Source organism: Pseudomonas sp. MWU12-2020 (assembly GCF_023100605.1).
Lineage (GTDB): Bacteria > Pseudomonadota > Gammaproteobacteria > Pseudomonadales > Pseudomonadaceae > Aquipseudomonas > Aquipseudomonas fluorescens_H.
This window is the reverse complement of the sequence record NZ_JALMEX010000017.1, coordinates 31,751-56,381: the sequence shown is the minus strand read 5'-3', so window position 1 is coordinate 56,381 and position 24,631 is coordinate 31,751. Positions and strand designations below refer to the sequence as shown.

Annotated in this window: 28 protein-coding genes; 2 read left to right on the top strand and 26 right to left on the bottom strand. The window is 54.6% G+C overall.

The genetic code is table 11. The annotated features are described in order from the left end of the window. Window positions 1–2 precede the first annotated feature (2 nt). The 11 genes from M0814_RS26885 to M0814_RS26840 all read right to left on the bottom strand — a co-directional run bounded on the left by M0814_RS26885 (window position 3) and on the right by M0814_RS26840 (window position 4,263). Window positions 3–239 (bottom strand): hypothetical protein, encoded by a 237-nt coding sequence (locus M0814_RS26885; protein WP_103486717.1) that lies wholly within the window; start codon window positions 237–239, stop codon window positions 3–5. A gap of 87 nt (window positions 240–326) precedes the next feature. Then, on the bottom strand, window positions 327–584 hold the full coding sequence (locus M0814_RS26880) for a hypothetical protein (protein WP_177434783.1): 258 nt from the start codon (window positions 582–584) through the stop codon (window positions 327–329). A 409-nt stretch (window positions 585–993) separates the two neighbouring features. After that, entirely contained in the window at window positions 994–1,428 is a 435-nt protein-coding gene (locus M0814_RS26875) for a TM2 domain-containing protein (RefSeq protein WP_112997873.1), read from the bottom strand. A 158-nt stretch (window positions 1,429–1,586) separates the two neighbouring features. Next, window positions 1,587–1,727 carry a hypothetical protein gene (locus tag M0814_RS26870; RefSeq protein WP_158547279.1) on the bottom strand — a complete coding sequence of 47 codons (141 nt, stop codon included), beginning with the start codon at window positions 1,725–1,727 and terminating at the stop codon, window positions 1,587–1,589. A 156-nt stretch (window positions 1,728–1,883) separates the two neighbouring features. Further along, complete coding sequence (locus M0814_RS26865) at window positions 1,884–2,282, bottom strand: hypothetical protein (protein WP_103486297.1); 399 nt, start codon at window positions 2,280–2,282, stop codon at window positions 1,884–1,886. 69 nt (window positions 2,283–2,351) lie between these two features. After that, window positions 2,352–2,567 carry a hypothetical protein gene (locus M0814_RS26860; protein ID WP_103486306.1) on the bottom strand — a complete coding sequence of 72 codons (216 nt, stop codon included), beginning with the start codon at window positions 2,565–2,567 and terminating at the stop codon, window positions 2,352–2,354. A gap of 83 nt (window positions 2,568–2,650) precedes the next feature. After that, window positions 2,651–2,845, bottom strand: coding sequence for a hypothetical protein (locus tag M0814_RS26855; protein WP_103486298.1), 195 nt, complete (start codon window positions 2,843–2,845; stop codon window positions 2,651–2,653). A 32-nt stretch (window positions 2,846–2,877) separates the two neighbouring features. Then, entirely contained in the window at window positions 2,878–3,327 is a 450-nt protein-coding gene (locus M0814_RS26850) for a hypothetical protein (protein ID WP_103486299.1), read from the bottom strand. A gap of 11 nt (window positions 3,328–3,338) precedes the next feature. Continuing rightward, window positions 3,339–3,812, bottom strand: coding sequence for a hypothetical protein (locus tag M0814_RS26845; protein WP_247868550.1), 474 nt, complete (start codon window positions 3,810–3,812; stop codon window positions 3,339–3,341). 45 nt (window positions 3,813–3,857) lie between these two features. Further along, window positions 3,858–3,992, bottom strand: a complete 135-nt coding sequence (locus tag M0814_RS29115; protein WP_256617480.1) for a hypothetical protein — start codon at window positions 3,990–3,992, stop codon at window positions 3,858–3,860. Window positions 3,993–4,080: 88 nt separating this feature from the next. Then, window positions 4,081–4,263: a hypothetical protein gene (locus M0814_RS26840; RefSeq protein ID WP_218565924.1), complete on the bottom strand. Its 183-nt coding sequence runs from the start codon at window positions 4,261–4,263 to the stop codon at window positions 4,081–4,083. Window positions 4,264–4,515: 252 nt separating this feature from the next. On the opposite strand from M0814_RS26840, the gene M0814_RS26835 reads away from it, so the two are divergent. Further along, window positions 4,516–4,944 carry a S24 family peptidase gene (locus M0814_RS26835; RefSeq protein WP_103486300.1) on the top strand — a complete coding sequence of 143 codons (429 nt, stop codon included), beginning with the start codon at window positions 4,516–4,518 and terminating at the stop codon, window positions 4,942–4,944. Then, entirely contained in the window at window positions 4,934–6,217 is a 1,284-nt protein-coding gene (locus M0814_RS26830; protein WP_103486301.1) for a Y-family DNA polymerase, read from the top strand. The genes M0814_RS26835 and M0814_RS26830 overlap by 11 nt, the downstream gene beginning before the upstream one ends. Window positions 6,218–6,248: 31 nt before the next feature. On the opposite strand, the gene M0814_RS26825 is transcribed toward M0814_RS26830, so the two are convergent. From M0814_RS26825 to M0814_RS26755, 15 genes are all read right to left on the bottom strand, one after another. Next, window positions 6,249–7,250 carry a ParB/RepB/Spo0J family partition protein gene (locus M0814_RS26825; protein WP_103486302.1) on the bottom strand — a complete coding sequence of 334 codons (1,002 nt, stop codon included), beginning with the start codon at window positions 7,248–7,250 and terminating at the stop codon, window positions 6,249–6,251. A 111-nt stretch (window positions 7,251–7,361) separates the two neighbouring features. Then, the gene (locus M0814_RS26820) at window positions 7,362–8,495 is read right to left on the bottom strand and encodes a ParA family protein (RefSeq protein WP_103486303.1); all 1,134 of its coding nucleotides are present in this window, start codon (window positions 8,493–8,495) and stop codon (window positions 7,362–7,364) included. A gap of 223 nt (window positions 8,496–8,718) precedes the next feature. Beyond that, a complete protein-coding gene (locus M0814_RS26815; RefSeq protein ID WP_103486304.1) occupies window positions 8,719–10,071 on the bottom strand; it encodes a replication initiation protein in 1,353 nt (450 codons plus the stop codon). A gap of 185 nt (window positions 10,072–10,256) precedes the next feature. Continuing rightward, on the bottom strand, window positions 10,257–10,514 hold the full coding sequence (locus M0814_RS26810) for a plasmid replication protein RepB (protein ID WP_247868548.1): 258 nt from the start codon (window positions 10,512–10,514) through the stop codon (window positions 10,257–10,259). 201 nt (window positions 10,515–10,715) lie between these two features. Next, on the bottom strand, window positions 10,716–11,045 hold the full coding sequence (locus M0814_RS26805) for a hypothetical protein (protein ID WP_146774726.1): 330 nt from the start codon (window positions 11,043–11,045) through the stop codon (window positions 10,716–10,718). Window positions 11,046–11,165: 120 nt separating this feature from the next. Then, window positions 11,166–13,481: an F-type conjugative transfer protein TrbC gene (gene trbC, locus M0814_RS26800; protein WP_247868546.1), complete on the bottom strand. Its 2,316-nt coding sequence runs from the start codon at window positions 13,479–13,481 to the stop codon at window positions 11,166–11,168. Beyond that, window positions 13,468–14,457 carry a thioredoxin fold domain-containing protein gene (locus M0814_RS26795; RefSeq protein ID WP_103486724.1) on the bottom strand — a complete coding sequence of 330 codons (990 nt, stop codon included), beginning with the start codon at window positions 14,455–14,457 and terminating at the stop codon, window positions 13,468–13,470. The genes trbC and M0814_RS26795 overlap by 14 nt, the downstream gene beginning before the upstream one ends. Window positions 14,458–14,555: 98 nt before the next feature. Further along, entirely contained in the window at window positions 14,556–15,755 is a 1,200-nt protein-coding gene (locus M0814_RS26790; protein WP_103486723.1) for a conjugal transfer protein, read from the bottom strand. Window positions 15,756–15,875: 120 nt separating this feature from the next. Then, complete coding sequence (gene excA / locus M0814_RS26785; protein ID WP_112997874.1) at window positions 15,876–16,520, bottom strand: plasmid IncI1-type surface exclusion protein ExcA; 645 nt, start codon at window positions 16,518–16,520, stop codon at window positions 15,876–15,878. Then, entirely contained in the window at window positions 16,504–16,764 is a 261-nt protein-coding gene (locus M0814_RS26780; RefSeq protein WP_103486665.1) for a helix-turn-helix transcriptional regulator, read from the bottom strand. The genes excA and M0814_RS26780 overlap by 17 nt, the downstream gene beginning before the upstream one ends. Before the next feature lie 89 nt (window positions 16,765–16,853). Next, window positions 16,854–18,992, bottom strand: coding sequence for a DotA/TraY family protein (locus M0814_RS26775; RefSeq protein WP_103486664.1), 2,139 nt, complete (start codon window positions 18,990–18,992; stop codon window positions 16,854–16,856). A 64-nt stretch (window positions 18,993–19,056) separates the two neighbouring features. Then, window positions 19,057–19,650, bottom strand: coding sequence for a conjugal transfer protein TraX (traX, locus tag M0814_RS26770; RefSeq protein ID WP_103486663.1), 594 nt, complete (start codon window positions 19,648–19,650; stop codon window positions 19,057–19,059). Further along, a complete protein-coding gene (gene traW / locus M0814_RS26765) occupies window positions 19,640–20,875 on the bottom strand; it encodes a conjugal transfer protein TraW (protein WP_112997875.1) in 1,236 nt (411 codons plus the stop codon). Before traW ends, traX begins: the two co-directional genes overlap by 11 nt. A gap of 13 nt (window positions 20,876–20,888) precedes the next feature. Continuing rightward, window positions 20,889–23,945 (bottom strand): ATP-binding protein, encoded by a 3,057-nt coding sequence (locus M0814_RS26760; protein WP_112997876.1) that lies wholly within the window; start codon window positions 23,943–23,945, stop codon window positions 20,889–20,891. Beyond that, window positions 23,920–24,582 carry a conjugal transfer protein TraT gene (locus M0814_RS26755; protein WP_247868545.1) on the bottom strand — a complete coding sequence of 221 codons (663 nt, stop codon included), beginning with the start codon at window positions 24,580–24,582 and terminating at the stop codon, window positions 23,920–23,922. The genes M0814_RS26760 and M0814_RS26755 overlap by 26 nt, the downstream gene beginning before the upstream one ends. Window positions 24,583–24,631: the final 49 nt, after the last annotated feature.

Below are 24,631 nucleotides of genomic sequence, written 5' to 3'. Positions count from 1 at the left end.
CCTTAACTTTCGGCACGTCGCGCCAAGGCGCGTTGCATGTACTCAATGGCCTTTTCGAGATTCGCAACGGCATAATCGGGACACGGAGTTGAGCTTGGTTTTTCAGGATCGTTGAGCCACGACCGAACCGTTCGCGCCGAGCAAGGCCGTGCCGTAACCGCTGCAATTAGCTCAGCGCTTTTGGCCTGGGTGATGCCATAGGCATCTAGCAGTTGCAGATAACGTTTGCGATTGTCCACGTGCCCCTCGCTTAATCGGTTTAGGCAATCTTGCCTATGCAAAGCATTAGGCAAGATTGCCTATTTTTCAACCGGCAGTTACGAACTCTAAAACGGCTCCACGATGTTCCCTGCCTGCGAGTAAAAGACTGTCTTATTCACGACGTTGAAGTCCCGATCTTGATAGGCAGCACGCCACATGAGATCGGGAACCTCGCAACCCAGTTTGATGGCGACCGTTTTGAAGTAGCCCAGCTCTTTGCCGATTGAGTTTGGATCGTCGAGATTGGAATACACAATCCTGTCTTCGTCGAACTCCTGACCTTCCGGCGGCTCCTCGAAGACGACCAGGTAGAAATCGGACATGGGCTTATCCCAGCCAAGCTGGACCCGGACCTGACCTCTCCCCCCCTCCCGCTCCAAACGCACAATGTGTTGGCTCATCTTTACTTCCCAATCAATCTGTCGTTATTACTATCCGTAATGTCCACCACGGCGTCTTCAAGCGGATTCGGAAGAACCTGCAGCCGACCAAAGCCATCCAAAACCCGTCCAAGGCTGTCGAATGCATGTACGATCGTTGACGAGTCCCCTTTGAGCGTGACCAGAGCGCCAGATCCGCACTCGCGAATGCCTTTTACCGTGTGCGTGGTCCGAATGGTCCTCGGCTCGTCTTTTAATGGGTTATCGAGACGTTCGTATTCGACACGCTGACCCACCGCAATACACCCAAAATGCTGAAGTTGCCGACTTTGCATCATCGATCCAAACCCACTCAGTAAGCCGAGTATTTGGCTTCGATGAGGCGTTGTTCACGCAGGTGTTGCTCGTAACTCAACTGTTTGTCTTCAAGCTTGTGATCGAGCTCCCGCAAGGCCTTGGCCCTGTCACGCTCGACCTGGATTTTGGTGCTGTAGTAATTGCGCGACTCTGCAGCTGCGGCCGTGTCGAAAGGCATCCAAAGCGGGCCCAGAGAAATCACATAGAGAGGAATCGTCGTAATGCCGAGTACCGGATGGCCGGTGTAAAAGTAACCGACGCCTGGGAGCAAACCTAATGCAGCTGCCGCCCCAACCGATTTGTCCTTCACGACCAGGCCTTTGCTTTCATAGATTGAAAGCTCTTGTTTTTGTCCTTCAGCGAGATGCGTTGTGCAACCGGATGCGAAGCTCAAAACAACTGCCAACGCGCTCAAAGTGAAGATTTTCATACGAGTTATTCCTTTGCGGGGTTTCGGTGCGATGTGAGCGCCAAGGTGGTCGAAGACCTTGGCGCTTCCTTTTTGGGACGGAAAGTGCCATCCCTTTACGGCCTGGGCCCCGCGTTTTGACGGCGGGGCTTATCGGTTTGTCTGGCATGCGAGAATGGCTAACGGCCCAACGCTCGAAGAATCATCTGACGCTGTACCGGGCCGCTAGCCTGGAAGTAGCGGGCAAATGCCCAGATGCCCATCTTGTGAATTTCGGACAGCGGCGTTTCAAGGATGCGGGTATACTCTGTGCCTGACATAGCGGATACCTTTTGCGGGGTTTCGGTGTGTTATGAGCGCCAAGGTGGTCGAAGGCCTTGGTGCTCTTTTTTGGGCGAAAGAAAGTGTCTTCTTCCTACGTCCTTGGCCCCGGCTTTGGGCCGAGGCTGGGGAATCTCTCCTACGCGAGGAATTGTTTACAGCCCGAAATTACGCATGAAGTCGCGGACTTTTTCGTGGGTTACTCCTTCAAGCAAGACGACCCACCCGAGATCATCAGTCAGAACCTGAATACCATGCGTACCCTTGGCAATGTTCTCGCTGAAGCAAATGGTTTTACCGCTTCGCTCGCGTGCGGCGCCGGTCAATTCAGCGTCAGCCAATACGACAGCCACATCCGCCTCAAAAGCCTCATCAACAATGTGCAGCGTTTTTGAACGTGCGATCGCCGCGTCTAGATCACCACCCTCCTCGACAACCACGCATTGCTCCGGGCGTGTATAGCGACGATTAACGTAATTGCGTGCCTTTCGAGCGGTGCTGTTTTCAAGAACGTCGATACAGGTTCCATCGAAGTAGACATAGAAGGTCGGCATTTCAAATTTTCCTAGACCTGGTGGCCCGGCGAACCGGGCAGGTTTCATTCAGTGTCAGCTGGCATTTGCCTACCAGCCGCGCATCCCATGACGCTGCATCAGAAGCGACGTAGCGGCGCGCTGCGGCTCAACCATGTAGTCCAGCAAGTGTTCGGCTTTTGCATTAGTAACCTCGGCGAAAGCTTCCTCGGAAGTAATCCCGTAATGCCGAGCGATTGACTTGAGAATCGCCGCCTTGGTGTCACTGTCGACGACTGAAAGAAACTCTTCGTTGCGGTTGGCCATGGCCATTTCATCCTTCCTCATTGATTCGCTTCAGTGAGGATAATATTAGCCTATAGGCTAACTTCAATCAATATAAAATTAGCCTATATACTAACTTTATTATATTCCGGCAAACCTCTCACCGCGTCGTCCCAATGCCTTGGACGCTCCGGATCATTGACGATCTTGCTGAGCGACACCGGGTGCTTACCCCAGCGCGCCGCCAGATCCTTACCGCTCCATCCCCGGCGTCGGTATTCGGCCTTGAACTCTTCCGAGGTCATTCTTTGAACCGACATCAAATAATTCTCCGTTTCTTGGCGGCTCTCAGTTAGCGAGGCTCAAACTGCAGACTTCCCTGTTCTTGAGATTGCAACTGCGCACGAATAGCCGCGGCCTCGACACGCTGCCTCACTCCAATCGCATCGTATTCTCCGGTGTGCACCCGGATCAGATAGCTGAGCGAGGTTGGTTCAGCAGGTCCTGTCCAGCTCATCCAACACCGACGTATAACCGCGCGATCCGCCGCCGGCAGCGCGTAGTACATCGCCCGGACCCGACGCCAAACACCGGCGTGAAATGCACGCATGCGCGCTTCGGTAGCCTGCATTCGCTCTGATCGGAACAACTCTTCTTCCATTACGGAGTGCTGCTCCTGTGCGATCTGCTCGGCCAGAAGAGGAAACCGCTCCTGTTCATTGCGTTGCTTACGGGCGAAGGCTTGCCGCTTGCGTTCTGTGAACTGGTACTGCTCTGAACGCAGAGTAGGTTTGAAGCGCATAGCCGAGTACCTCAACCTTTGGAGGGCGAACAGCCCAGTTCACGCGGCCCAGCAAGCCGGGGTGAGTAATAGGGTTTGGGCCTGGTGGACCAGTCATTTGCCTTCGCGCATTCAGCTGCACCCCTCGCCGTCCGTGAGCGCACGTACATGGTGCGAATGACCTTCCGCTTTTTTCCGCTGCCCTGGACAAGATCCACAGCAAAGGTCTTGAACTCCTTGTCCTTCCAAAATGCATGAGCGTCAGCTTCATCACCAAACAACATGCGCTCTTGCTTCGGCGCTGGAGGCATAGCCCGCCCCTCGGCTTGCTCCTGGGCCGCATCGATGATCTTGGCAGCAGTCAGCTGCACGTCCATGCCTTTGACCCAAGACTGCTGCATGTAGAATGGCTGCGCCACAACGACGCCAGTTGCGTCGGAATGACTGATGACCATCAACTCGGCCACCGCCTCGACCACTGCGCCTTCCCATTCGAAATACTTCATCGCGGCTTTCCTTGAAGGCCCCGGCTAACCGGAGCAAGTGGTTAGTCAGTCAACGCTCAGAGTCGCAAACTTGCCGTCCGCGACGTATTGCTGCCACAGCGCGATTGCCATTTCTTGCTGGTCTTGCGGGAAGGCCGTAACCACATTGTTCTCACCGTGCAGCGTTACCAAATACTCCATTCTCTACATCCCCAGTGATTGACTTCAATGAGGACAACATTAGCCTATAGGCTAATTTGTATCAACAAATAATTAGCCTATGGGCAAACTATTTGTACTCTGGTAGACCTCTCACGGCGTCGTCCCAATGCCTTGGACGCTCAGGGTCATTGACGATCTTGCTGAGCGACACCGGGTGCTTACCCCAGTGTGCCGCCAGATCCTTGCCGCTCCATCCCCGGCGCCGGTACTCAGCCTTGAACTCTTCCGGGGTCATTCTCTGAACCAACATCAAATACTTCTCCGCACTATGTCGCTCAAACGAGCAGGATCACCCGCGAAGAGCTTAACAAAAAGGCCGGGGATAGCCCCGCCTGCTCGGTGGACACGGAAATTACAGGGCACTACATAGGCGATTCGAAATCCACAGCGCCCCTCCCAGCGGCTCGGTGACAGGAAGAATTCACACCTTTGGTCTGCACGCCTATAGGCGCGCGGCTTACACTGCTTTACTGTATATAAAAACAGTATTAACGGTGCTGCAATGAATGTCGTGTCTATTAATCAACTCACCCCCTCCGATTTGGCCCTGCAGGTGCTCGCCGGAACCGCGGCCGGTGGATTTCCCAGCCCGGCGGCTGACTACTACGAGGCCCCGATATCCCTTGATGCCCTGCTCAACATTCGGGCACCCCATGTGTGGATCGTCCAAGTCGAGGGCGACAGCATGCGTGATGTCGGAATTTACAATGGCAGCCGGCTGGTGATTGACCGAGCCATTACCCCGTGTGCAGGGCACGTCGTGTTGGCCTACGTAGACAATCAACCCCTAATCAAGCGACTCGCCAGATCCGCCGACGGCTGGCTGCTCGAATCGGCCAACACCAATTACGCACCGATATCGCCGAATGAGTATGCCGCGATCGAAGTGTTTGGCGTGGTCACCTGGTGTCTGACGCACCATGCACTCTGAATCTCGCGCAGTCTTTGCCCTGGTCGACGCAAACAGCTTTTACTGCAGCTGCGAACGGATCTTCAGGCCGGAGCTGCGGCACCGGCCGATCGTGGTCCTTTCGAATAGCGATGGTGCGATCGTGGCCCGAACCAACGAGGCAAAAGCCCTAGGCATCAAGATGGCAGAGCCATATTTCAAGATCCGTCCATTCCTGGAACAACACGGTGTGGCGGTATTCAGCAGTAACTACACGCTGTATGGAGAGTTGAGCCATCGCATGTCGATGGCAATTGCCTCCCTCACATACTCGCAAGAGCAGTATTCAATTGATGAATGTTTCGTTCGGTTAGACGGCTTACCAGAACCCATTATCGAGGTTGGCCGCGCGATTCAGGCACGAGTGCTCCAATGGACAGCGTTACCAGTGGGAGTAGGGATCGGGCATACCAAAACCTTGGCTAAAGCGGCTCAGCATGCATCGAAAATCTGGAGGGTGAAGACGGGCGGCGTCGTTGATCTTAGAAAACCCGAGGCGGTGGAGTGGTTGCTACGAAGGATGCCAGTACAGGAGGTTTGGGGGATCGGTAGCCGGATACGGGATAGGCTAGCAGGGGAAGGCATCACGACGGCCTGGCAGCTGTCACAGGCTGATGCGAGAACGATGGGTAGAAAGTACAGCATCGTGCTTGAACGAACGATCAGGGAGCTGCAGGGCGAGTCCTGCATGGATCTTGAGCAGTCCGCGCCGGCTAAGCAATCGATCTGCTCAAGCAGAATGTTTGGCCAGCGAGTGCATACCATCGAGGGGCTACATCAGGCGCTGGCCACCTACTTACACAAGGCAACAGAGAAACTGCGCAAGCAGCGATCACTATGCGGCGCAATGCGCATCGGAATACAGACGTCATTCCATGGCGACGGGCCGAAGTACGCCAATGCTGCGACGATCATTCCCGATTATCCTACTGATGATGTGCGCAGGCTCACTGAGTACGCGCAGCGCGCATTGGAAGGCATCTACAGGCCCGGCTTTGCGTACAGCAAGGCAGAGGTGATGTTGATGGACCTCCGAAAACGCGGAGAATACACGCAGGATCTGTTCGCCCCAAGCCAGCCCGCACGATCAGACGCGCTGATGACGGTGATGGATCAAGTTAACCGCCGCTGGGGTCAGGATTGCTTAAGAACAGCTGCAATGCCCTTAACCCCTGATTGGGGTATGCGCCGGGCATTGCTGAGTCCCAGCTATATGACTAGCTGGGATCAGTTGTGGAGGGTTCGATGTCAATAAACCTCGAATGGCAAAACGCAGGTATGTTTGATTACTCTTCTTCAAGACGTACCGCGTCCAGATCAAGCGCACGCAGAAATTCTTCGAACTTAGTTCCCAGGCGCTGAACATCAATACCTTTGTCACACTTGAACTCAAGGCGGGTACCAGTCACTTTGATGGTGCCAATGCCTTTAACCGCCCTGCTCTCATTTTTTGGCGGTTCCGGTCGCTTATTCAGTGCAGCAATTTCTTTCTCAATCTGCCGTAGTGCTGATTCTTGTGTGCCACCCGATTCAGCCATTGCCAGCACGGCTTTTTCCACAATTGCTGGATGAGCATCGGCGTGGTCTACAAATCTCTTTGCATAATTACTGGTGATCAGTTTCGGATTGCCATCCAGAATGGCCCTGACCTGTTCTGGCAACTGCATCAATGTTAGGCAACGATTCACAATCGAAACGTTAATCCCCAAGCGGCGCGCGAGTGCCCGCTGACTCTTTTCCTTCTTGTCCTTCAGAATCAAGTGGTACTGACGGGCGTACTCGTAATCGGTTAAGTCCTCTCCGCCGTTGTCAGTCAGGGCGAGGATCATAGCGAAGCTATCCGACATGTTCTGAATGACCGAAAGTATGGTTTCACTTCCGTTCAACTGCACCGCACGCCAGCGCCGCTCCCCTCCGACCAACTCCAACTTACCATTCGGCAAACGCCGAACGATAATCGGTTTACCCAGACCAATGGTCTGAATGGAAGTGGCCAACTCTTCAATGCTTTTCTCGTCAAAATATAGTCGCGGCTGATAGGGCGACTTGACGATCTCGCTGACCGGGACCTCTTCAAGTGTCCGTTCTGCACTGATCCAGTCCCCCGTAAGTGGAGCCAGAGCCGGCGCAGGCGCTACCTGATCGTCTTCAGCGGTTTGATTGAGTCCAGCAAGCATCGCTGCCCTCGCAGTCACACGCGAAACTTGTGGCTCAGGTATGGATTCAGGTGATCTGAGTCCTGGCATTACTTTCGTGTTTGGATTACCTGGGAAGTCGGTAGATTTCATCTGCAGCCTCACTTTCTGTTTGCGTTGCTACTAGCAACACTTCTCACGACCTCAAGTGTTGCTAGTAGCAACACCCTGCCGGCGACAATCGCTGTTGCTACTAGCAACACATTACTCAGCTTTCGCCAAGCTCCGAATTCGATCAAGAATCTCACCGTAAACCGTCCTTGCAGTTTTTAGCGTGTCCTTGTTTGCACCCTTCCAAAGCATTAAAGGAACACCTTCATCCAAGGCTTTTTCGTAGTCTTCGGAAAAATAAATTTTCTCCTCTGTAACCCCTTTCGGGAACAACCCGTTAAGGCGAACGAGGTTGTTCAGCAGGCGAGTCCGATTACGTTTGAACATCGTGGGAATTGCGGAAATGACAGGAGAGTAGCTGTACTCTTTGGCAAATCTGGCACACCAGTCATGCAGGCGAATGAGGGCTCGGAATGAGAACTTATCCATTCGAACTGGGCAAAGTAGCAACTCGCTGGCAGCGACTGAGTTTTTCGTCAGGCGAGATCCAGACGGTGCGTTATCAAAAATAATCAGGTCATAACCTGAAAGGTCACAGCCGGGAATTTTTCCAGATGCCGCGTCGTCAATCCATTTCATGTACCACATGTCAGAATTGTTTGAAGCATCCAAGGCAAAACCCAGGTCCTCTAAGGAACTGTCGGCTGGAATCAGGTGAACACCCTTTTCGCCGAACGGTTTTTTGATCACCTGATCCAAGGTTTTGGCTTCAAATGGTCGCATGCGGAGGAGGGGGCTGATTAGATTCCCGAGGTGTCCATCAACAAGTCTGTCAGCTGGAATGCCCATTTCCATCAAGTCATCCGGATCGAGATCAGGATCGTAACCGAGCATGCTCGACGAATCGCCTTGAGGATCGTTGTCAATGATCAAGGTTTTCAGCCCCGCCATCTGTCCAACAATCGCCAGGCTGACAGCGGTATTTGTCTTGCCTGTGCCACCTTTCGGAACGAACGTAGACACGACTATCTGCCGCCCGATGCCTTTGACATGCCCGAGCGCGCGGCGCAACGCTGATATTTCGAAAATATCCTCAGCGGTATAGGTACGGCGCGACGAAGTCCCGCTTTGAATCCGGCGAATATCGAGACCATTTTCAGCTTCAATATCCGCCAGACGCCGGGTAGTTAGACCAAGGCACCCAGCAGCAAAGGCAGGTGTGTAATACACAGTGTTGAAGTCGACGAAATTCACCAGATCATCTACAGCATTGTTGTCATCAGTCATGGATTCACCATCCTTAATTGGCGAGCCCATTGTAATTCCTAAATCATCATAAAAAAACACTAATTCCGGAATTATCATAAAAAATAGACAAAAAGCCGAACTGATGGGGGGAGGGGTGGTAAAGAACCAACGTTCAGACTCGATAGAAGCGCGGCTCACATTGAAATCTGGGACAGCATGAGTGCTGCGCATCAGCAGATTTCAAGCTCGTGAAGGCATCCATCTACGTTCCAGCAGTATCAGGTTTAGGTGATGAAGCATCAGTGTGCCGATCACTCCCTGGGGATGATGAAGGCCTTTCATCTTCTTTCTTTTCGAAGCACTGCCCTATGCCTTTCAGGCATGGGGCAGGTACCTGATGTACACCGTAATTAACATTTTTTGCCGCAGCGCTCGCAGCCTCCAATCGAGGCGCGGAATCAGGACCTTGCTTAGGAGTGGCCCGGTCAGTGCCCACGTCCAGAACGGCGACTACAGCGCTACCATCTGCTTCTTTAAGGATGTGTCTGTAGCTGGCCACCGTCTGACGTGTCACGCCGGCGATCGCTGCAATGGCTGCCTGGCGCAACTTCTCGCCTTTCGCCTGCAGGTGACGACACGCGGCTCGGATTTTCGATTCGGTGGCTTTATCACGCAGCGCATGCGTGCGCTTGGCTGCCAGGCGCTGCCGCTCCTCCAGTGGAAGATTTTTGTCGAGCTGCATAACGCCACGGTGGCAGGTGCTGTCACCTTGGTACTTTTCCCAAGTCCAGCGAGCCACCGATTTGACTGTTGCCCTCAACGAGGACAGCAGCAGGTTCTGAGAGAACCCATGACTGATGAAATTGTTATGGTTGTACGCGAAGGCCTCGAGCGCGGCCGTGAATGACAGATACGAACCTCGATCTCTCTCGCGGTTGACGATGCTGTAGGCGAAGTACCGGAGCTGTTCAAACAGGATGCAGTGCCGAGAGTCTGGGATCTCATCGATCTGCGGGACTTTGCGCCACGGGGTGACGGTCAATTCAACACAATCCGCCAGTTCGCCCAGGTCGTAGACGTGATTATGAAATTCGGTTGTTGCCCACCACGGGTGGCCTGGCGTTTTCGCAACCGGACCGCTGTTGTAATCCTTATCGGCATTCAAGCGGGCAGCAAAAGCTGCGTAGACGGCCTTCATGTACTTGATCGGCTTGGCTCGAGCATTTTCTGTCGTGCAGACAGGAGCGATCGCGTAATAGAGGTGCGAGTGACCATTATTCCTGTTGCGAACAACCAGGTTGGGAGCAGGCAGGCCCGCGTCATCCCAAGCCAGAGAGTTGGTGTGATCGAGGTCAAAAATCAACCACGACACCATCCCTGGACGGTTGATCTGCATGTAGGGGTAACGGAGTGCGAGTTCGCGAGGGCGAGTCAGCGCCGCGGTTTTGTCATCGCTGCAGCGTGGGTAAAAAGGGGCTTCTTGTAAGACACGGTTTAGCGCTGTGTCGCTTTCAAAGAAACGATCGGAAGGGGAGTAGGTGGCAGCAGATTTGCCATTGTGGCGGGTGTTCCTGTCCAGATCGGACACGCTACCAGCTTTTAGAGTCAATTCCATTTTGAACGCCGTACGGCGGAAAGCTAATTATGTTGACTTTCTGCGGCTTGCAAGAATCCGCAGCGCGCTCCATAATCAGCTCACCAATGAGAGTGAAGAGCAGGTTTTCCCCGTCGAAAGAGAAACCTGTTCATGAGTTACCAAAAGCCCGGTTACCAGCCGGGCTTTTTGGTTTTTACGATTTGTTACGCCACTTTCAGATTCCCCCCTGAGAACCTAATTTTCATTTCTGCAAAGCCAACACGCTCAGCATCGGCGTGGACGGCCTCAAGGCTTTTGTAAACCTTCTGCCTGTCCGATCGCGCGACGGTCATAAATTCGTTTGAGCCATTGGTGCATACAACCATTAACAGCCACGCATCGTTTTCCATAGCGACCGGGACAGCAACAGCCGCCCTCAACTCACCTTGTTCAAACTTAACGCGCATCGCTGAAAGGTCCATGGCCTCGCACCTCAACCTGAAATCATCCTGTAACGATAAGCCTCGATGCATGAAAATGCAAATTCATGCAAATGCAAAGCTCATTCGACGCGCTTTTGCGGGCATTGCCGTGCAGGAAAATAGGTTTTCGTGTAACCGGCGATGGATGCCTTGGTGGGCATCCGCCATGGGATAACTGGGGGAGGGAACAGCAGCCTCGGGCTATGCCCTTACTGCCGCATCAGCTGCAGATTCCCGGCAGTGATGGGCTAGCCATGCCTTGGCACTTGGGTAGATATGGCAAAGACCAGGCTCCGTATAAGCCTTGATGATCACCTGCTGAAAATTGTCATCAAGGGAAAAGATTGCCATCGTAGCTGCAGTTAATGCTTGCTGATAAGTAGTAAACCCTACCTTCGTTTGCTTGCCGTTCAGCTCATAGTGCAGACAGCACGGTCCTTTGAAATCAGGACCTACAAGTGAGTAGGCACGACGTGACCCGTAACCAGGCGGGGACTCTCCCACGCAACGTTTAGAGGTGATAACACCCATTGAGAACTCCAAGGCATTTGGTGTGAGCGGACAGGGGGAAGGCGACTCGATAGCCACGAAGCTATCGAGTGTTGCCGATCGACAAATCATGATTGTTGTTAAACGAATTGGCTCGCCTGCTTAGTCCCACAGGTCGGCCGGCGGCTCGAGCTCATTGCTTGTCATAGGGCCAGGTAGCTCAGCTGGCAGCATGACCATTCGGGGCGGCCGGGCAGGCGCAGCGCTATAGCGCGATGACGGCTCCCGAACATCCGGCACCCAAGGCGACATCGGTTGTGTCGTTGCAACGTGTTGCATTTGATAGCCATCGAGACGCTTGCGGCTAACGGTCAATGATCGCGCAGTACGAGTACGTGCTTTGTACCCTGCGCCGCGCTTTGGCAACATGGACAAGGCGGTATGCCAAAGCAAGGTGCTGCGTACCGCCGCCCCGGGGCGCCGGCGCCAGATGTAACGCCATTCCTGATCCAGTTCGTTCAGCGTTGCTAGCAGCGGGTCGGTTAATACCAGATTGCTCAGGTCCGACCGCCCCGGTTCCGTGTCCAATGTCCGCAGGATCTGCTGAATATTCTCTGCCCTTGGGTAAGAACGTCGGACCTTCAGCGGCGCCTGAGCCAGCAGCATCTCAAGGCTTGGCGGCTGAACTTCGATGAAGCGGTTAATGCGGATGGTTTCCCGGGAGTGTTTGTCGATATCCTTGATGTAGAGCGAGCTGCCTCGAATCACCTTGCCCTTGTGCAAGGTGATGTGTTCGCCCTCCTGCAGTTGCTGTACCTCTTCCACAGTAACTCGCTGCTGATCACGGAGATTAAGCGTGCCTGAATCAGCCCAGGTCCCACCAAACATCCCCTCTTGGCGGACCATTCCACTCATTTCCGGTAAAACCTCTTTGCCGGCCATCAACTGCAGGATCTCCAACGTGTCCTTGGGATCCATGATTTTCCCTGTGATCCTGGTACCCATGTTAGCGATCAACGTCCAGACCTTATCGCCGGCCGCTGACTTGAGACGCTGAGCCTCCTGACCCGCCAATAGGAGGCAATAGCCAAGCGAACGGATTTGAGTAGCAGCTTCGCCAAGTTTCTCGGTGTAAATTGGGCCGACTTCATCGCAAATCCAGAGAAACGGGAATCGATCCTTGTACTTCCGGATCACCATGATGTCTTCTGGTTTTCCCTCAATCTTCTCGCCAAGATCCTGGCTCAGGACCATTGCAGTTTGCGAAACATAAAGCCGGCCCAACGTCGTAGCCTCGGTTGCGGATATCTCCAGTGCTGGAATCAGGACTGTGAGAATCCGGTCGTTGTGCACCACATCACGAATATCGATATCGCCGGCGTCACGTGCGAAAACATGGCCATAGGTGTCGTTGAACATGGCCAGCATTTTGTTGAATTGCTGGATCAGATAACCGTGCTGATTCAGCGCCTCCGGGGCCCATTCCGAAGGCGAGTCAACCTTCGCTAAATCGAAGCCCGCCAAAGTGCCGAGATAGTTTTGAAGCGGCAGCCGCGCTTCTTCATGCCATTGCTCCTGCACCGACTGGATGTAGAGTTTTGCCATTGCACGCAGCGGCAGGTGCGCCTGAATTGTGCGTTGCGACAAGACTGTTCCTTCCCGCCGGCACTTATAGACCAGGGCGCTCACCAGAGCCGAGTTCATACCTCGCGCCTTTTCCTGCCAGCCACCATCATTACCGGCGGCTGGAAGCATCGAGTCCATAAGGTTGATGATGTAGGTTTCCTCGGCAACTCCAAATGCCTGAACGGTGTTCGTTTGAGGCCGTCTTTTGTTGTTATCCAAAAGATCCTGCGCACGCGATCGACCGCCGGTGATGAAGTTCATTACGCGCAGATCGTCCTCGCGGCCGTAACGTCTAGCCAACGATGCGACCGCGATATGAACGTCGTTCTGGGCTTTTCCGTCGGAAAAAATTAGACCTTTTGCGTATGAAAGCTGGCCAGCCACAAACCCAAGGAGGGTTTCGGTCTTGCCGCCGCCGGTAGTTGCAAACATCAAAATGTGACGACAGAGGTCATCCATCGACAACCATAACTCGCGACCAGCATCACGGAGGCGGAGAAAGCCCAGATACAAAATCCCCTCGGCTTTTTCCATGCTGATACGCATTTTCGCGATCGGCAAAAACCCAAACAGTTTGCCGGGCACGAGGCGCTGCGTTGACGGGTCAAGTCGGTCCATATCAGACGGCATTCGCATCGGCATCTGCCACGGTTCAAGGAGTAGGGCAGGAGCCCATACCGCCAGCGCCGGAACTGTAAGCCAGATACTGACCGGGTACATGAACCCCGTCACTACTGCAGCCAGCATGCCCAAGGCCAGGCTCCCCGGCCCCATCAGCAGCTCGCCTAGCGCAGAGTGATAGATCCGCCGGTTTATTCGCTCGCGGTCAACCGCGTAATCATTCTGCTGCATCACTCGCATCCTCCCCGTTCAGAAACGCATCTAGCCTGGCCGGATCCCCCAACAACGACTGTTTTACGTGACGACCGTCATCTGCGATCACCCACGGGGTTCCCGGGATGCGATAGGCCTTGTAGGCCACCTCATTAATGCCCAGGGCTCGCTCCCCATCAGCACACGCGCTAGCGCCAATTTCCGTGTCGTTCACGGCACCTGCTTTACCGAGCGTCAACCCGTCACGACCTATATCGAACAGTCCTTCCCATGCCGCCTTACGCAGTTCTGGCGGCAAACAAAGCACCGGCGTGATGGATGCGATTGATTTCTCCTTCCCAATCACAGCCACAGGGAAAACCACGACGTTGACCGTATTCGAAGCGGCCTTCAGCAGGGGCTCTAAACGTTGACAGTTGGGGCAGGCTGGATCTGCGAAGACGTAGAGGGTTCGCGCATGACCGCTGGAGTAGTCCACCGAAAAAAGTTTGGTCGCTGCTGCTTTACCCATCGCTGTCGGTACCGATGCCGGCACCTTCCACTCAACGTCTTTTTGCACCCCGGGAACAGGAGCAAGTGCACGCGAATTGTTTCCGGGCGATAACGCTTTAGCCGACGTTGTGAAACCTGCGTCCGCGACGGCTTTGTCGTGGATGTCATCCTTGCTCAGCGCTGCGAGGTAACCCGTGATAATCAGCCCGCCGACAATTGCCACGCGCAGCGTCCAGTGCGCCACGCTGCTGCGGATGAAGCGTTTATTCAGTTTGGCGGGCACCAGCTGGGCGAGTAACTCGTGTGCGCGGCCGGCTGTTGTTTCGAGCGTGAACTCCTTGCCCTGATGATCGCGGCACACAACAACATCGTTTTCGATGTAGAACGACGGTTTCATTCGCCGATCAAGCACGCCCAGCATCCGGGGCTCGCCATTCGTGAGCTCAGCGATGACTAACTGGGTGCTATCTACCGATACCGCAAACGTGGAATGTGAAGTCATGGGATTGCCTCGGAATATGGATATACAAGCGCACGGAGGCCGCCCAAAAATTTGGGGATTCACCGGCTGTGAATTTTTGATTTGAAGAGAACTGCGGCCTAGGCGTCGTCGGTGACGGGTGGTTCATCCGTGGAATACACGGCTGTCACGACAGCTTCCATCGCAACCTCACGCAGTCGAGGCGCTTTGATTTCCAGCGGAAAAACTTCACCGATGCCCTCGAGCTCAGACTGAAGCCCATCGATCGCTTTCGTCACAAGCAACCCTGGGCGCGGCAACGAAAGCTCTCGCGCACGGCTTTCTGCTCGAGCTTGAGCAACCACACCGGTGCCCTCGGGATAGACTTTTGCCGTATCTGCAGTGTGCAAGGCATACCACAGCGTGCGATCGACACCTTTCAGCCAACGGTATTTCGCCGGCGGCAACCGCAGGTCACGGCCGTAAAGGCCAACAAGCGCTGTACGCACGTACCCGTGGATCTCAAGCAACTCGGAAAATCCATCCGAGTTCGCCACTCGTGCAAAAAGCTTGTTGGCCAGTGAATAACGTGGCGGTCGAACGCCTTGCTTACGCCCTAGAAATCCCTTGATAAGGCAGGATCTGTTCAGGTCATCGAGCAGCCGAAGCGCGGCTTTACGGTCATTCAAAAATACCTGCGCACCAAAGACTGCGAGCAAGGCCCGCTCATGAGGTTCCCAGCCCTCACGGCCGGCGTGAGGCCGGCCTATTTGCGCTTCAAACGAAGCCCGGGCAGCCTCTCGATCAAGTACCTGGCGTTTGACCAGGTTGTCCTGCTCCGCGAGCTCCTCAGGCCATTGACCCCAAGCATTCTCGGGCGAGGTATCGTTCATTAGCCCGTCAGGACCTGAAGCCGCCATAACCGGTATCACCGCCGGCGCGAAAGCACTGACAATTTTTGGAAGTGTATGAATATTGACGAAGCGCCGACTGCGGAATGGCAGCATCGGATGTTGACCCAGGACCAATGCACTGAAAAAAACAATCGGGATCAGGAAAATCATCAATATCCCGGACGTCTGATTCATCACCTCCAGCCACTCGTAGAAGGTCACTTCCTTGGCATGGTTTGCGAGGTTGGCCAAGAGATTGATCTTCGTGCCGGCCCAGACGTGGATCCTGGGGAAATCCACCAGCATCCACAGCCAATACAGGACCCAGCTTGTTCCATAAACGAAGGAATCGAAGAACAACCAACATAAGAATGCGAAGGCGCACACCATGAGTAATAACAGCCCTTGTTCACTCTCCGGGCTGGATTGCGGCAGTCTGTTTTGCATGTTTTTGTCCCACAAAAAAACACACCGACCCAGATGGGTCGGTGTGCAAGGAAATGCTTCAGGGGAATTGAGCGACGATCAGTGCCAACAGCGGCTGTTGACGATCAAGTGATGCGGTGGTTAGGCAAAGCGTGGGATCTGGATTTCAAAATCACGCTCAAGGCGCTCCCGCTGGACGGATACATAGCTCGAGAACGCGTTCGCTGTTCCGATCTTTCTGACTGCCATGGCGCCCAGGGTATCGTGAAAACGTTGTGCCCAAGGCGTCACGATTTCGATTCGCGGCAGCTCCGGCAGCTTGGTTAGCAAGCTGAATTTTTGCCCGTCATTGTCAACCTCGCTGCTAATCCAGTCGCTCATGTTCATGGCCACCACGTCGACGGCACCGTTGCGGACCTTATGCACATACAGAATCGTGCCATTGTGAATGTCGATACCCAGGTACTTGCCCTCACCATCGTGATACACCTCATGGGCATCATCCGGAGCGAAATGCTCCTTGGTGCGCAGGGCGGCCGTGATGTTACGGATAAGCCGCCGGCGTACGACGAGCCGATAGCCGAAGAGTCCAACCGGCCCAAGGATCGCTGCCCACACGAGAACCGTAAGCAAAGGCAGCCCCTCGATTCTGGCCTCTGGCCGGGTCGAGTTGAGGGCATAAAGCAAAATGCCCCCTATCAATAACAGGATCGGGAAACAGAGCGCGTAGCCCATTTTTACGAGCCAGGCCAATGTTTCCTTGGCGGTCTTATGACGTTTCACCATGATTTCCTCCTTGAGGAATGGATTCTATTGAAGCCTCTGCTTCAGCAAGACATTCAAGAGCAAATTGCACTGGATAACTGGCTTCTCGGTACAGCGGCTCAGACTCATCACGCAAATAATGGTTGAAACCCGTTCGCGACATGCCGATCAACCTTGCCGCTTCACTGCGGCTGATCCCTGCCTTATCGAGTAACCCACGTAAATACCGCGGATCAGGATTGTGATGACGAGCGTCAGGCTTCATCGATTGCCGCTCCTCTTCAGTAGTGGCCAATTAGCCACATCCGAAGCATAGCTGTCAACAATGTTGACAGCTATGCCGATGATCGGAAATTACTGAACACCATCCCCTGTCGCGTTCGGATTGCGTTGGCTGGTACGTACACCCGGTGCACGCTGTGCGCCGGCACCTGCTGCCGCGAACATTCCTTTGACGTTATCGACCATACCCCCCATCAGGTTTGCACCGTCACGGCCGCCCAGGAACGTAATGACGTAATCGGGCAGCGTTCCCTGTAAACCGAACAAACGTGTGGTCCCAAACGTTGAAAGCCGAGCGTAGATCATCAGCCAGCCAATCGATTTGAAAAGGCCGACCATGGAATCAGCATTCGCGTTGGCCAACGCTGGAGCGAACATCAAATTGAGAATTGTGCCGCCGGCGATCACTGATACAGCTGCGAAGAAAAAGCCGAGAACCATCAGCGATGGTCGCAGCATCATGTCGATCAAAAAGATGTAGCCGTACGCGCTGCGACTGCCTTTGTCCTCTTCAGCACCCAAATGGGTTGCAGCCCACATAGGCCCGGCCGCACAACCCACCAACACACTGACAATCCAGTTGAAAACGCCACCCATCCAGAAAATGAACGGCACTGCCGGAAGGTATACCGCCAGTGAGAACCCGATGGCCATCAGCATGAACATGATGAAATAGAACAGCGGCGACATTGCGCTCATAACATCCTTGACCACTGCGCCAGTGTCCACTGCAAACACCCGGGTCACAGTCCCCAGCCCGGAATTGCTGGCAATAGACGCAGCCGCCCAAGTTCCTGCGTAAGCAACAGTCAGGGTTTCGGTCGTCAACAAGGTGGCGTCACCGATCTCCTGCATTTTGATCAGCGGATTCACCTGGTTGGAGAAGTCTGCGTCAGTACCGATTTTGCCGGTCGCGATCAGACTTGTGAGCCACTGCATCGGCGACCTGAAAACGCTCACGAACACCGCATTAGGATCGACTGCCGTTGCTGCAGCACCATCATCCTTCGCTGTTTGGGTACCGAGAGGAGCTGTGTACGGACTATTCAGCACTTGCGAACGGTAGGCAGCAAAAACCTGGTTATAAAGATCACCAGTTCCCGTTTCGCCTGATCCGCTCATGCCCGTGACAACAGGAACCGAGCTGGCCACGTCATTGGTTTTGCTATTGGCAGTCGCAAATGTGTGGTACCAGCTCCCCAAGCACACCCATCCACAGCTTTTTATTTGGTTGGATAGCTGACTCTGCAGCGTGTCCTTGAAGTCAATTCGGTGCAGCGCCTGGTTAACCGTGTCCTCATAATCGGCCGCTGCATTCTGAATCTCAGTCTCTGCGTCCTGAAAGGAGCCAGTATCGTCATCCCGTTTGCTCAGGTACGTCTCGACGAAATGCTGGGCGGCCCTGTCCAAGGTCGTCTGCATGTTGTCCAGACCTTGCTTCTGCGCAGCAATGACCCCCTGAGTGTCAACGTCGCTGTCAAACATGAGGTTCCATACACCGGTTCGCCCCGTATTCGGAGTTTTCGCGGTACCACACACGGCACTGCCATTGCCCGTGCTGTACTCACCACTCCCACCTTTCGTGGTCATCATCGGGGTGTTGGCCACTCCGTCGGCATACAGCGATTGCAGCTCGCTATTGACGGCGTATTTACACAGGTTCATCTCGAAGATTCCACGCGCGGCCGAACGCGTTGCCGGAGCAGTCGGCTGGGTAACCATGGAGTACCCTTCGTTCATCTTGTCTACCGAACCATCGGTGAGCAGATTGGCGCTGCCGACGCCCATCACCGATGTTGCCCACAGCATGACCAACTGCGAAATCGACCAGCCAGAGCCCGTGGGCACCAAGGTGATAAATCCCGCGAAGGTCATTATCGGCCAGAGGGCTGATCGCCCTCCGTTAAAAACCTGTCCCTGGTGGCCTGCCTTCACCACGTTTTTAACTGTGATGGAAAGGAACCAGATCAGGGCCACCGAGCTGAGTACGCCATTGATCGTGGCAAATATCGACCCGATTAGTGTTGGCCTCGAAACGTTGAATGGATTCAACACTACGTCGCCGAAGATCATCACCAATGCCTGGCGCGACATATCATTGTTCTTTTGGGCGGCCTCACTGATGGTCTGGTAAGTCACGCTGTCGGCGAATACCGGCAGGGAAAAGACCAACAGTAAACCGACCCACCAAAATCTTTTGATGAGTTTCATAGCATTGTCCGAGTGTATGCCGGGCCGAGGAAGGGCCGAGCGGGGGGGGAGAAGCGAAGAAGGGTTAGCCGGCCATTCCTAGGGTGATCACATGCCGACACCAACGGGTTTCAGACAGGAAGTGTTGGAACGTGCCACCTTCTTCCTCGCTGACACGCCGCATCTGCAACTGCCAGAGCCGGTAAGAGGCGATCAGCGCCTTCACAAACCCCACGCCACTCAAACAAGCAAGCACGACTAGCGCCATTCCAGCGCGTAGCAAAGTGGCCGAGGGCAGATCCAGTTTGGTAATCATCATCATAAGCAGTAGCAAGGCAGCCAATCCCCCAGTCACCGCCATCAAAACCCACCATGCCGCACGAATCGCTTTGAATGTCTTCTGCAGGTGCTCGATCGGCTTACCCGCCCGCTGCACGGCCTGCTCCCAATTGAGCGATTCTTGGACTGCTGGTTGGTGGGTCAGTATCTTGTGCAGCAGCTTGAACCGATCCACGGATGGCAATACGCCCTTTCTGTAAATCACTACCAGATCGGAAAACGGGTTGATCAGATCCAGCCCGATCTGGCCCGCGCGCTGCAATGGCGTGACGGTTCTTCTTTCAGATCCCACCACTGAAGCCTGGCCTTCAACCCCAGATTGCTTGTCATCAGTTTGCATTGGCACTCACCCCTGAACTCATCTTGCTGGACAGTTCCTGGAACTGCGGTACGTATTTGACATCGGCCTGAAGCGCCAACTGCTGCCCTGCAATGATGTTGGCCTTACGCTGCTCGTTCTTGATCCCCAGTTGCAGCCAATTACCCAGGCCTTGAACCCGGATCAACTCGCGAGTCAGATTGTCCCCGCTCATTTGCTGCAGATCGGTCTCGTACGCCGTGTTTGCATAGCGCCGCCCAACTTCGAAAGATTCGAATTCCCGTTCGCTCATCACCATGGTCCGTTGCGCCTCCTGACTTGCAGTCGCAGTGAAATATTGTGCAGCTGATGGGCTTTTCATCGTTTCCGCTAAGGCCTCCCGCGTGGCCGGGTTGGCTTGGCTTGAGGCGATGATGTCTAGTTGGGGTTGGCTGGCAGCACTTTGTATCGCCTTGTATTGGGTCATCAGCCCCTGATACTCACGCCCTGTAGCAGACTGGATTTCGCCCTTACCAGGCGATCGGCCGCCATCATGTCGCGCGGAGTTCTTCATGTACGCCATGCCGGCGTCCACCTGCGCCTGTGTGAAGGTCAGATCCGGAGCCTTACCAACAGAGCCGGCACCGTCCAATAACGATCGCAGCTCAGTATCCCCCCCTGGCAGGTCTGACACCCTCGGGCACAGGTCGGTCCCACCGTAAAGTGCGGCTTCAGCAGCAGTGCAATAACCTGCGTGCATCGCTGCGCTGCGGTAACCACCATGCCGCGGCGCCACTGGCAGCGACGCAACAGTGGTTCGGACTGCCTGACTACTCACGCCTTCCCCGCCGGCGAGACGTGAAGCTCCCGCCCGGCTCACCCTGCCCACAGCCGAAGCCACCCCAGAAGCAGATTCGCTGCAAATGCTGTCCGGGACCGTGAACTTGTCCCGGGCACGCTCCAGCCGGTCTGTTTGTCGGCCGAAAATGTCCGCTTCACGCTGGGTTCGCGCAGCTTCAGTAATGGCGCTTACCTGCTTATCACTGGCCTGAACAATTGCTGTGCCAATTTGCATTTCTGTTGTCAGAATTTCGGACAGTGTTGCCTCCATCGTCCCCAGCGTGCCCTGCATTGTGGCCATGGCTGGCAGCACCTGTGTTTCGATGGGAATACTCGCTACTACTGTCACAGCAACAGGAGACGCCAGGCACTGATGCCCCCCCAGCAAACCGACAGCCAGAGCCGTCGCCGCATAACGTCGATTCATGTTCGTTTCCTTCTCAAATGTTGTAACCGCGCTGGGAAAGAAGCTGGTTGGCCAGGCCTCGGGTCACGTTGGTAAAATCGGCTTCACCGGCCTGTTTTTTTCGAACCTCAATCAATTTTTGAGCCGAACCCAGCTTGAATGCTTCCGCCAAAATCGCTCGGGCAGATCGACCACCCACGGCTTCGTAAAGGATTTTGCGCAGTGCGCTATCAGCAGGTGAGGAGTTGAGCGACCATAGCTCCAGTGGCCCGAGAGCGTTTTTAAGGATCCTGGCCATAGTGCCGCTTCCCTTGATCCTGAATATTCCCAGGAATGGCACCCCGCTTCCGTCAGCCGCTGGCCCTGAGCCAATTCGCTGAAACTTTCGTATGGTGACCTTGGGAACCTTGAATCGCTCTATGAGAAGCGGCTCATCCTTGGGATCCACTTCCATCATGAACAGCGAGTTCGCCGACTCAAGAATTGCTTGAGGGAAATCTCGCAGATATTGCGAGGACAACACCGTACGGACACCGAACTTCCGCTGTTCACGATCCTGTGTTTCGAGCATCGGGAATATAAACGGCACTTTCGCGGCGTTATGGAGCTCGTCATACAGTTTGGTTTTGACCTCTTGATCCAACTGCTCCAACCGTTCCTCGTGCATCGGACGGTACATCGGAGCAACTGCCTCCAAAAGTGCTTTCTTGTACTGCGGCAACACAAAATGGCCGCCGGCCACTTCACCGGCAAATAGGAACATGAGCCCCGTTTTGATATGGCCGGACTTGCTGTCATCACCCATAACGTTATTCAGGTCAATGGCAATGATCCGGGTAGCTGGGCTGATCACGAATTGAGTGCGACCTGCCATCATCTTGTACTCAGAACACGCACTGGTGATGCAGCGGCGCAGATACCCCAATAGGACTTCATCACTGTCCTCGCGCTGCACGTCGCCGAATGCAGTCAGAACATCTTCATGGTTCAAATAACTGGTGATGTCGGCCAGCTCAGGCACAGCCTGGAACTGAGCCCTCTGGGCTTCACTAACATAGCCAGCCTTGAACAACAGATCCCGAACCTCATACCAGGTCGCGCTTGACCACCATTCCGCAGATTCGCTTTCGTAGATGCCACTTTTATCCAGTGCGGCATCTACCGCCGGCACTACGCCTCGCATCCAGCCGCGGGGGCTCAATTGAGAATTGTTACTGAAGGCCATGCTTACGACACGATCAAAGATCTGATGCGTGTCCCGGGCATTCGGTGGCTCCCCGCTCTTCGGATCAATACACATAGCACTGAGGATGCTGATGATAAAGTTCCGCTCTGGAGCAATCGGATGATCCGCACCCAGCTGGATATCGAACAAGTTGCGGCAATACTCCGGCCTGTTTTCCAGGACAATACCAATCGCTTCATCTACCCGATTGGCAGGCAGGCTATCCCGCAGCAGATCGATCTGGCCCTGCATCGAAAAACCCTTATCGACGCCGGCCATGAATGGCAACTTCTGCTGGGCGCTTGCCACGTTCGTATTACTCAGGGAGTTGAGCAAAATCGATTTCCCCAAGCCCGGCGAGCCGCTCACCAGTTCTGTGTGCTTGTTCTGCTTGGAACTTGCCAGACCAACTGGCCACAGCTTGCCATCAAGCGTTGGAAACAGTGCGTTTCCGTCATCCTGCCAAGCCGAGGCCGGCCGGGTAATTGGCAGCAGATTCAATGCTTCTGATATTGGTGGATACAGCAGATGCGGACCGCTTCCCTTGCTCGATGCCACCAAGGTTCGCGTCCAGGCTTTTATAGGGTCGCCAAAGATTTGGGTTACCTCGCAAATACCCCAGGCCTGAAATGCCTGAGTCAGCAGGGTAAGGTTGCGGGTAACTGCCTCCTGAGTTTCCCCCCAAGTGGAGGCCATTATCGTCATGACGCAGACGGGCTCCTGCTCTTCGACCTTAGTCAAGGCGGCGATGGATTCCCATACCGGCTTGAGTGCTGGCACAAACGCCATGAAGTCCAGCGCGGTCTTTTTCATCCCGAGTGCTTTCATGCCGCCTGGCATTAAGTCCATCCGCACGCGCCAAGGAACGTGCCGAGGAACCAACGCTTTTAGATGTGCGAAGGACTTCGGCGCCTGCGGGCCCAGCGAGACTGAAAGTGTCCCGTGCCACAAACCGTTGTTGACACACAGTTTGTTGCCCTTTGGCTGCACGTCGACGTTCAAGAGCTGAAAGTTGAGATGGGGTGCGAGGAAAGGGGTGTGGTCGCTTCCCTGACGTGAACCGTGAGGAATAATCCGGTCATCTGGTAACAGGGGCTGCCATTTTTCACTGGTTCCCTGCCGATCGACTTGAGACCGCAGCGCTTGGCCAACCGCATGAGCGTCCATGAGGTTCATCAGTACACCCTGACCGTTATCGCCGAAAGCCCCCTCCACCAGACTCAAAAATGCATCATGCCGGATCTTCTGACCGGCCATTTCGGCCAATACGGGGTTCTGACCGAATTTGGCATCTGGACTCTGTTCGGCCAAAGCCGTGAGCCGTTTGTTCTCATCCGCCAATTCGTGCGCCGAAAGTGCTTCTCGGCCGGTGTAGCACACCAGATAGCAACGTTCGCGAGATACCCAGGGTGAGAGTTTCGTGCAGCGCTCATCCAGAATCTCGGCCAAGGCAACTCCGGTACGCTTCACGGACGCATACTGCGGCGCTAAAAGCCGCTGAACCTCCTCATGCCCCCGGTGCGGATCCTCTTCGTACACCAAGCTGATCTTGTTGCCATAGCGACGATAGTTGGCAGTCAACTTCTGAGCCATACGCTCAAGCCGCCCAGCCCAAGAATGGGGCTGATCGGCCGCCGCATCCTCGTCGGTATCACAGAAACTGCCGGCGACATCATAAACCGAGCAGTAGTCGCCATCGTGATTGACCAAAATGTACGGCGCTTCAAGTTGAGGGTGTCGAACGCGATCGTCATCGGTCAGCCGCACCACGGTCTGCAGGTCGCAATAATCAGGCAAGTCCCGCGACACAAGAAAGCGTGAAGCGACGGTAATAGTGTCTTCAACCCAGCGGAACACGTTCGACATATAAATCACTCCTGGTGTAGGTAGTCCAACTTCGAGAGGTCAGAGCTGACTCAACCGTTTTCCCTGTCGGCAGCAAAAGCGACAGGTCATCTTCAAAAACATCTGCAGGCAAGATGAGCGCGCATCCAGTGAGCCGTCTGTGCAGCTCATGGCGCTTGTGCGGAGGAAGACGTTTCATAGCGGCTGCAAACTCTCCGGCACGCGCAGAACCAAACGCTGTTTCAACTTCCCGAGCGTGCAATAACAACCACCGCCAAAGCCCCTTGCCCGCACTTTTCTGCGAGCGCGAACCACCAATGATGGCGAGGAGCGCCCGACGCTGCAGGTGTTGTACATCGCTCATTACCAACCCGGGCAAATACGCCAGTCGCCCATGCGCAGCAGTCGGACTGTCCAAGTGACCGGTGAGGTAGCAAAGGGTGCACGCTGAATGTGAATCCGGATGGGCTGCTCGTGCGCCCTGCCACAGTTTGGTCGTATTGAATCCGCAACAATTGCAAACTTCGCCTTGCACTACTTCAGGCTTTGGAGTTTGAGGATCACCGCTAACATCAAGCATCAACGGGACAAGTGGTGTTTGTTCACGACGTGCAGACAGCAGTGGTTCAACCTCTGCTTGTGGTTCTATCAAATCCATATCCCACCCCATTCCCCTGTGAACACATTTGTTCACAGGGGAATCACTC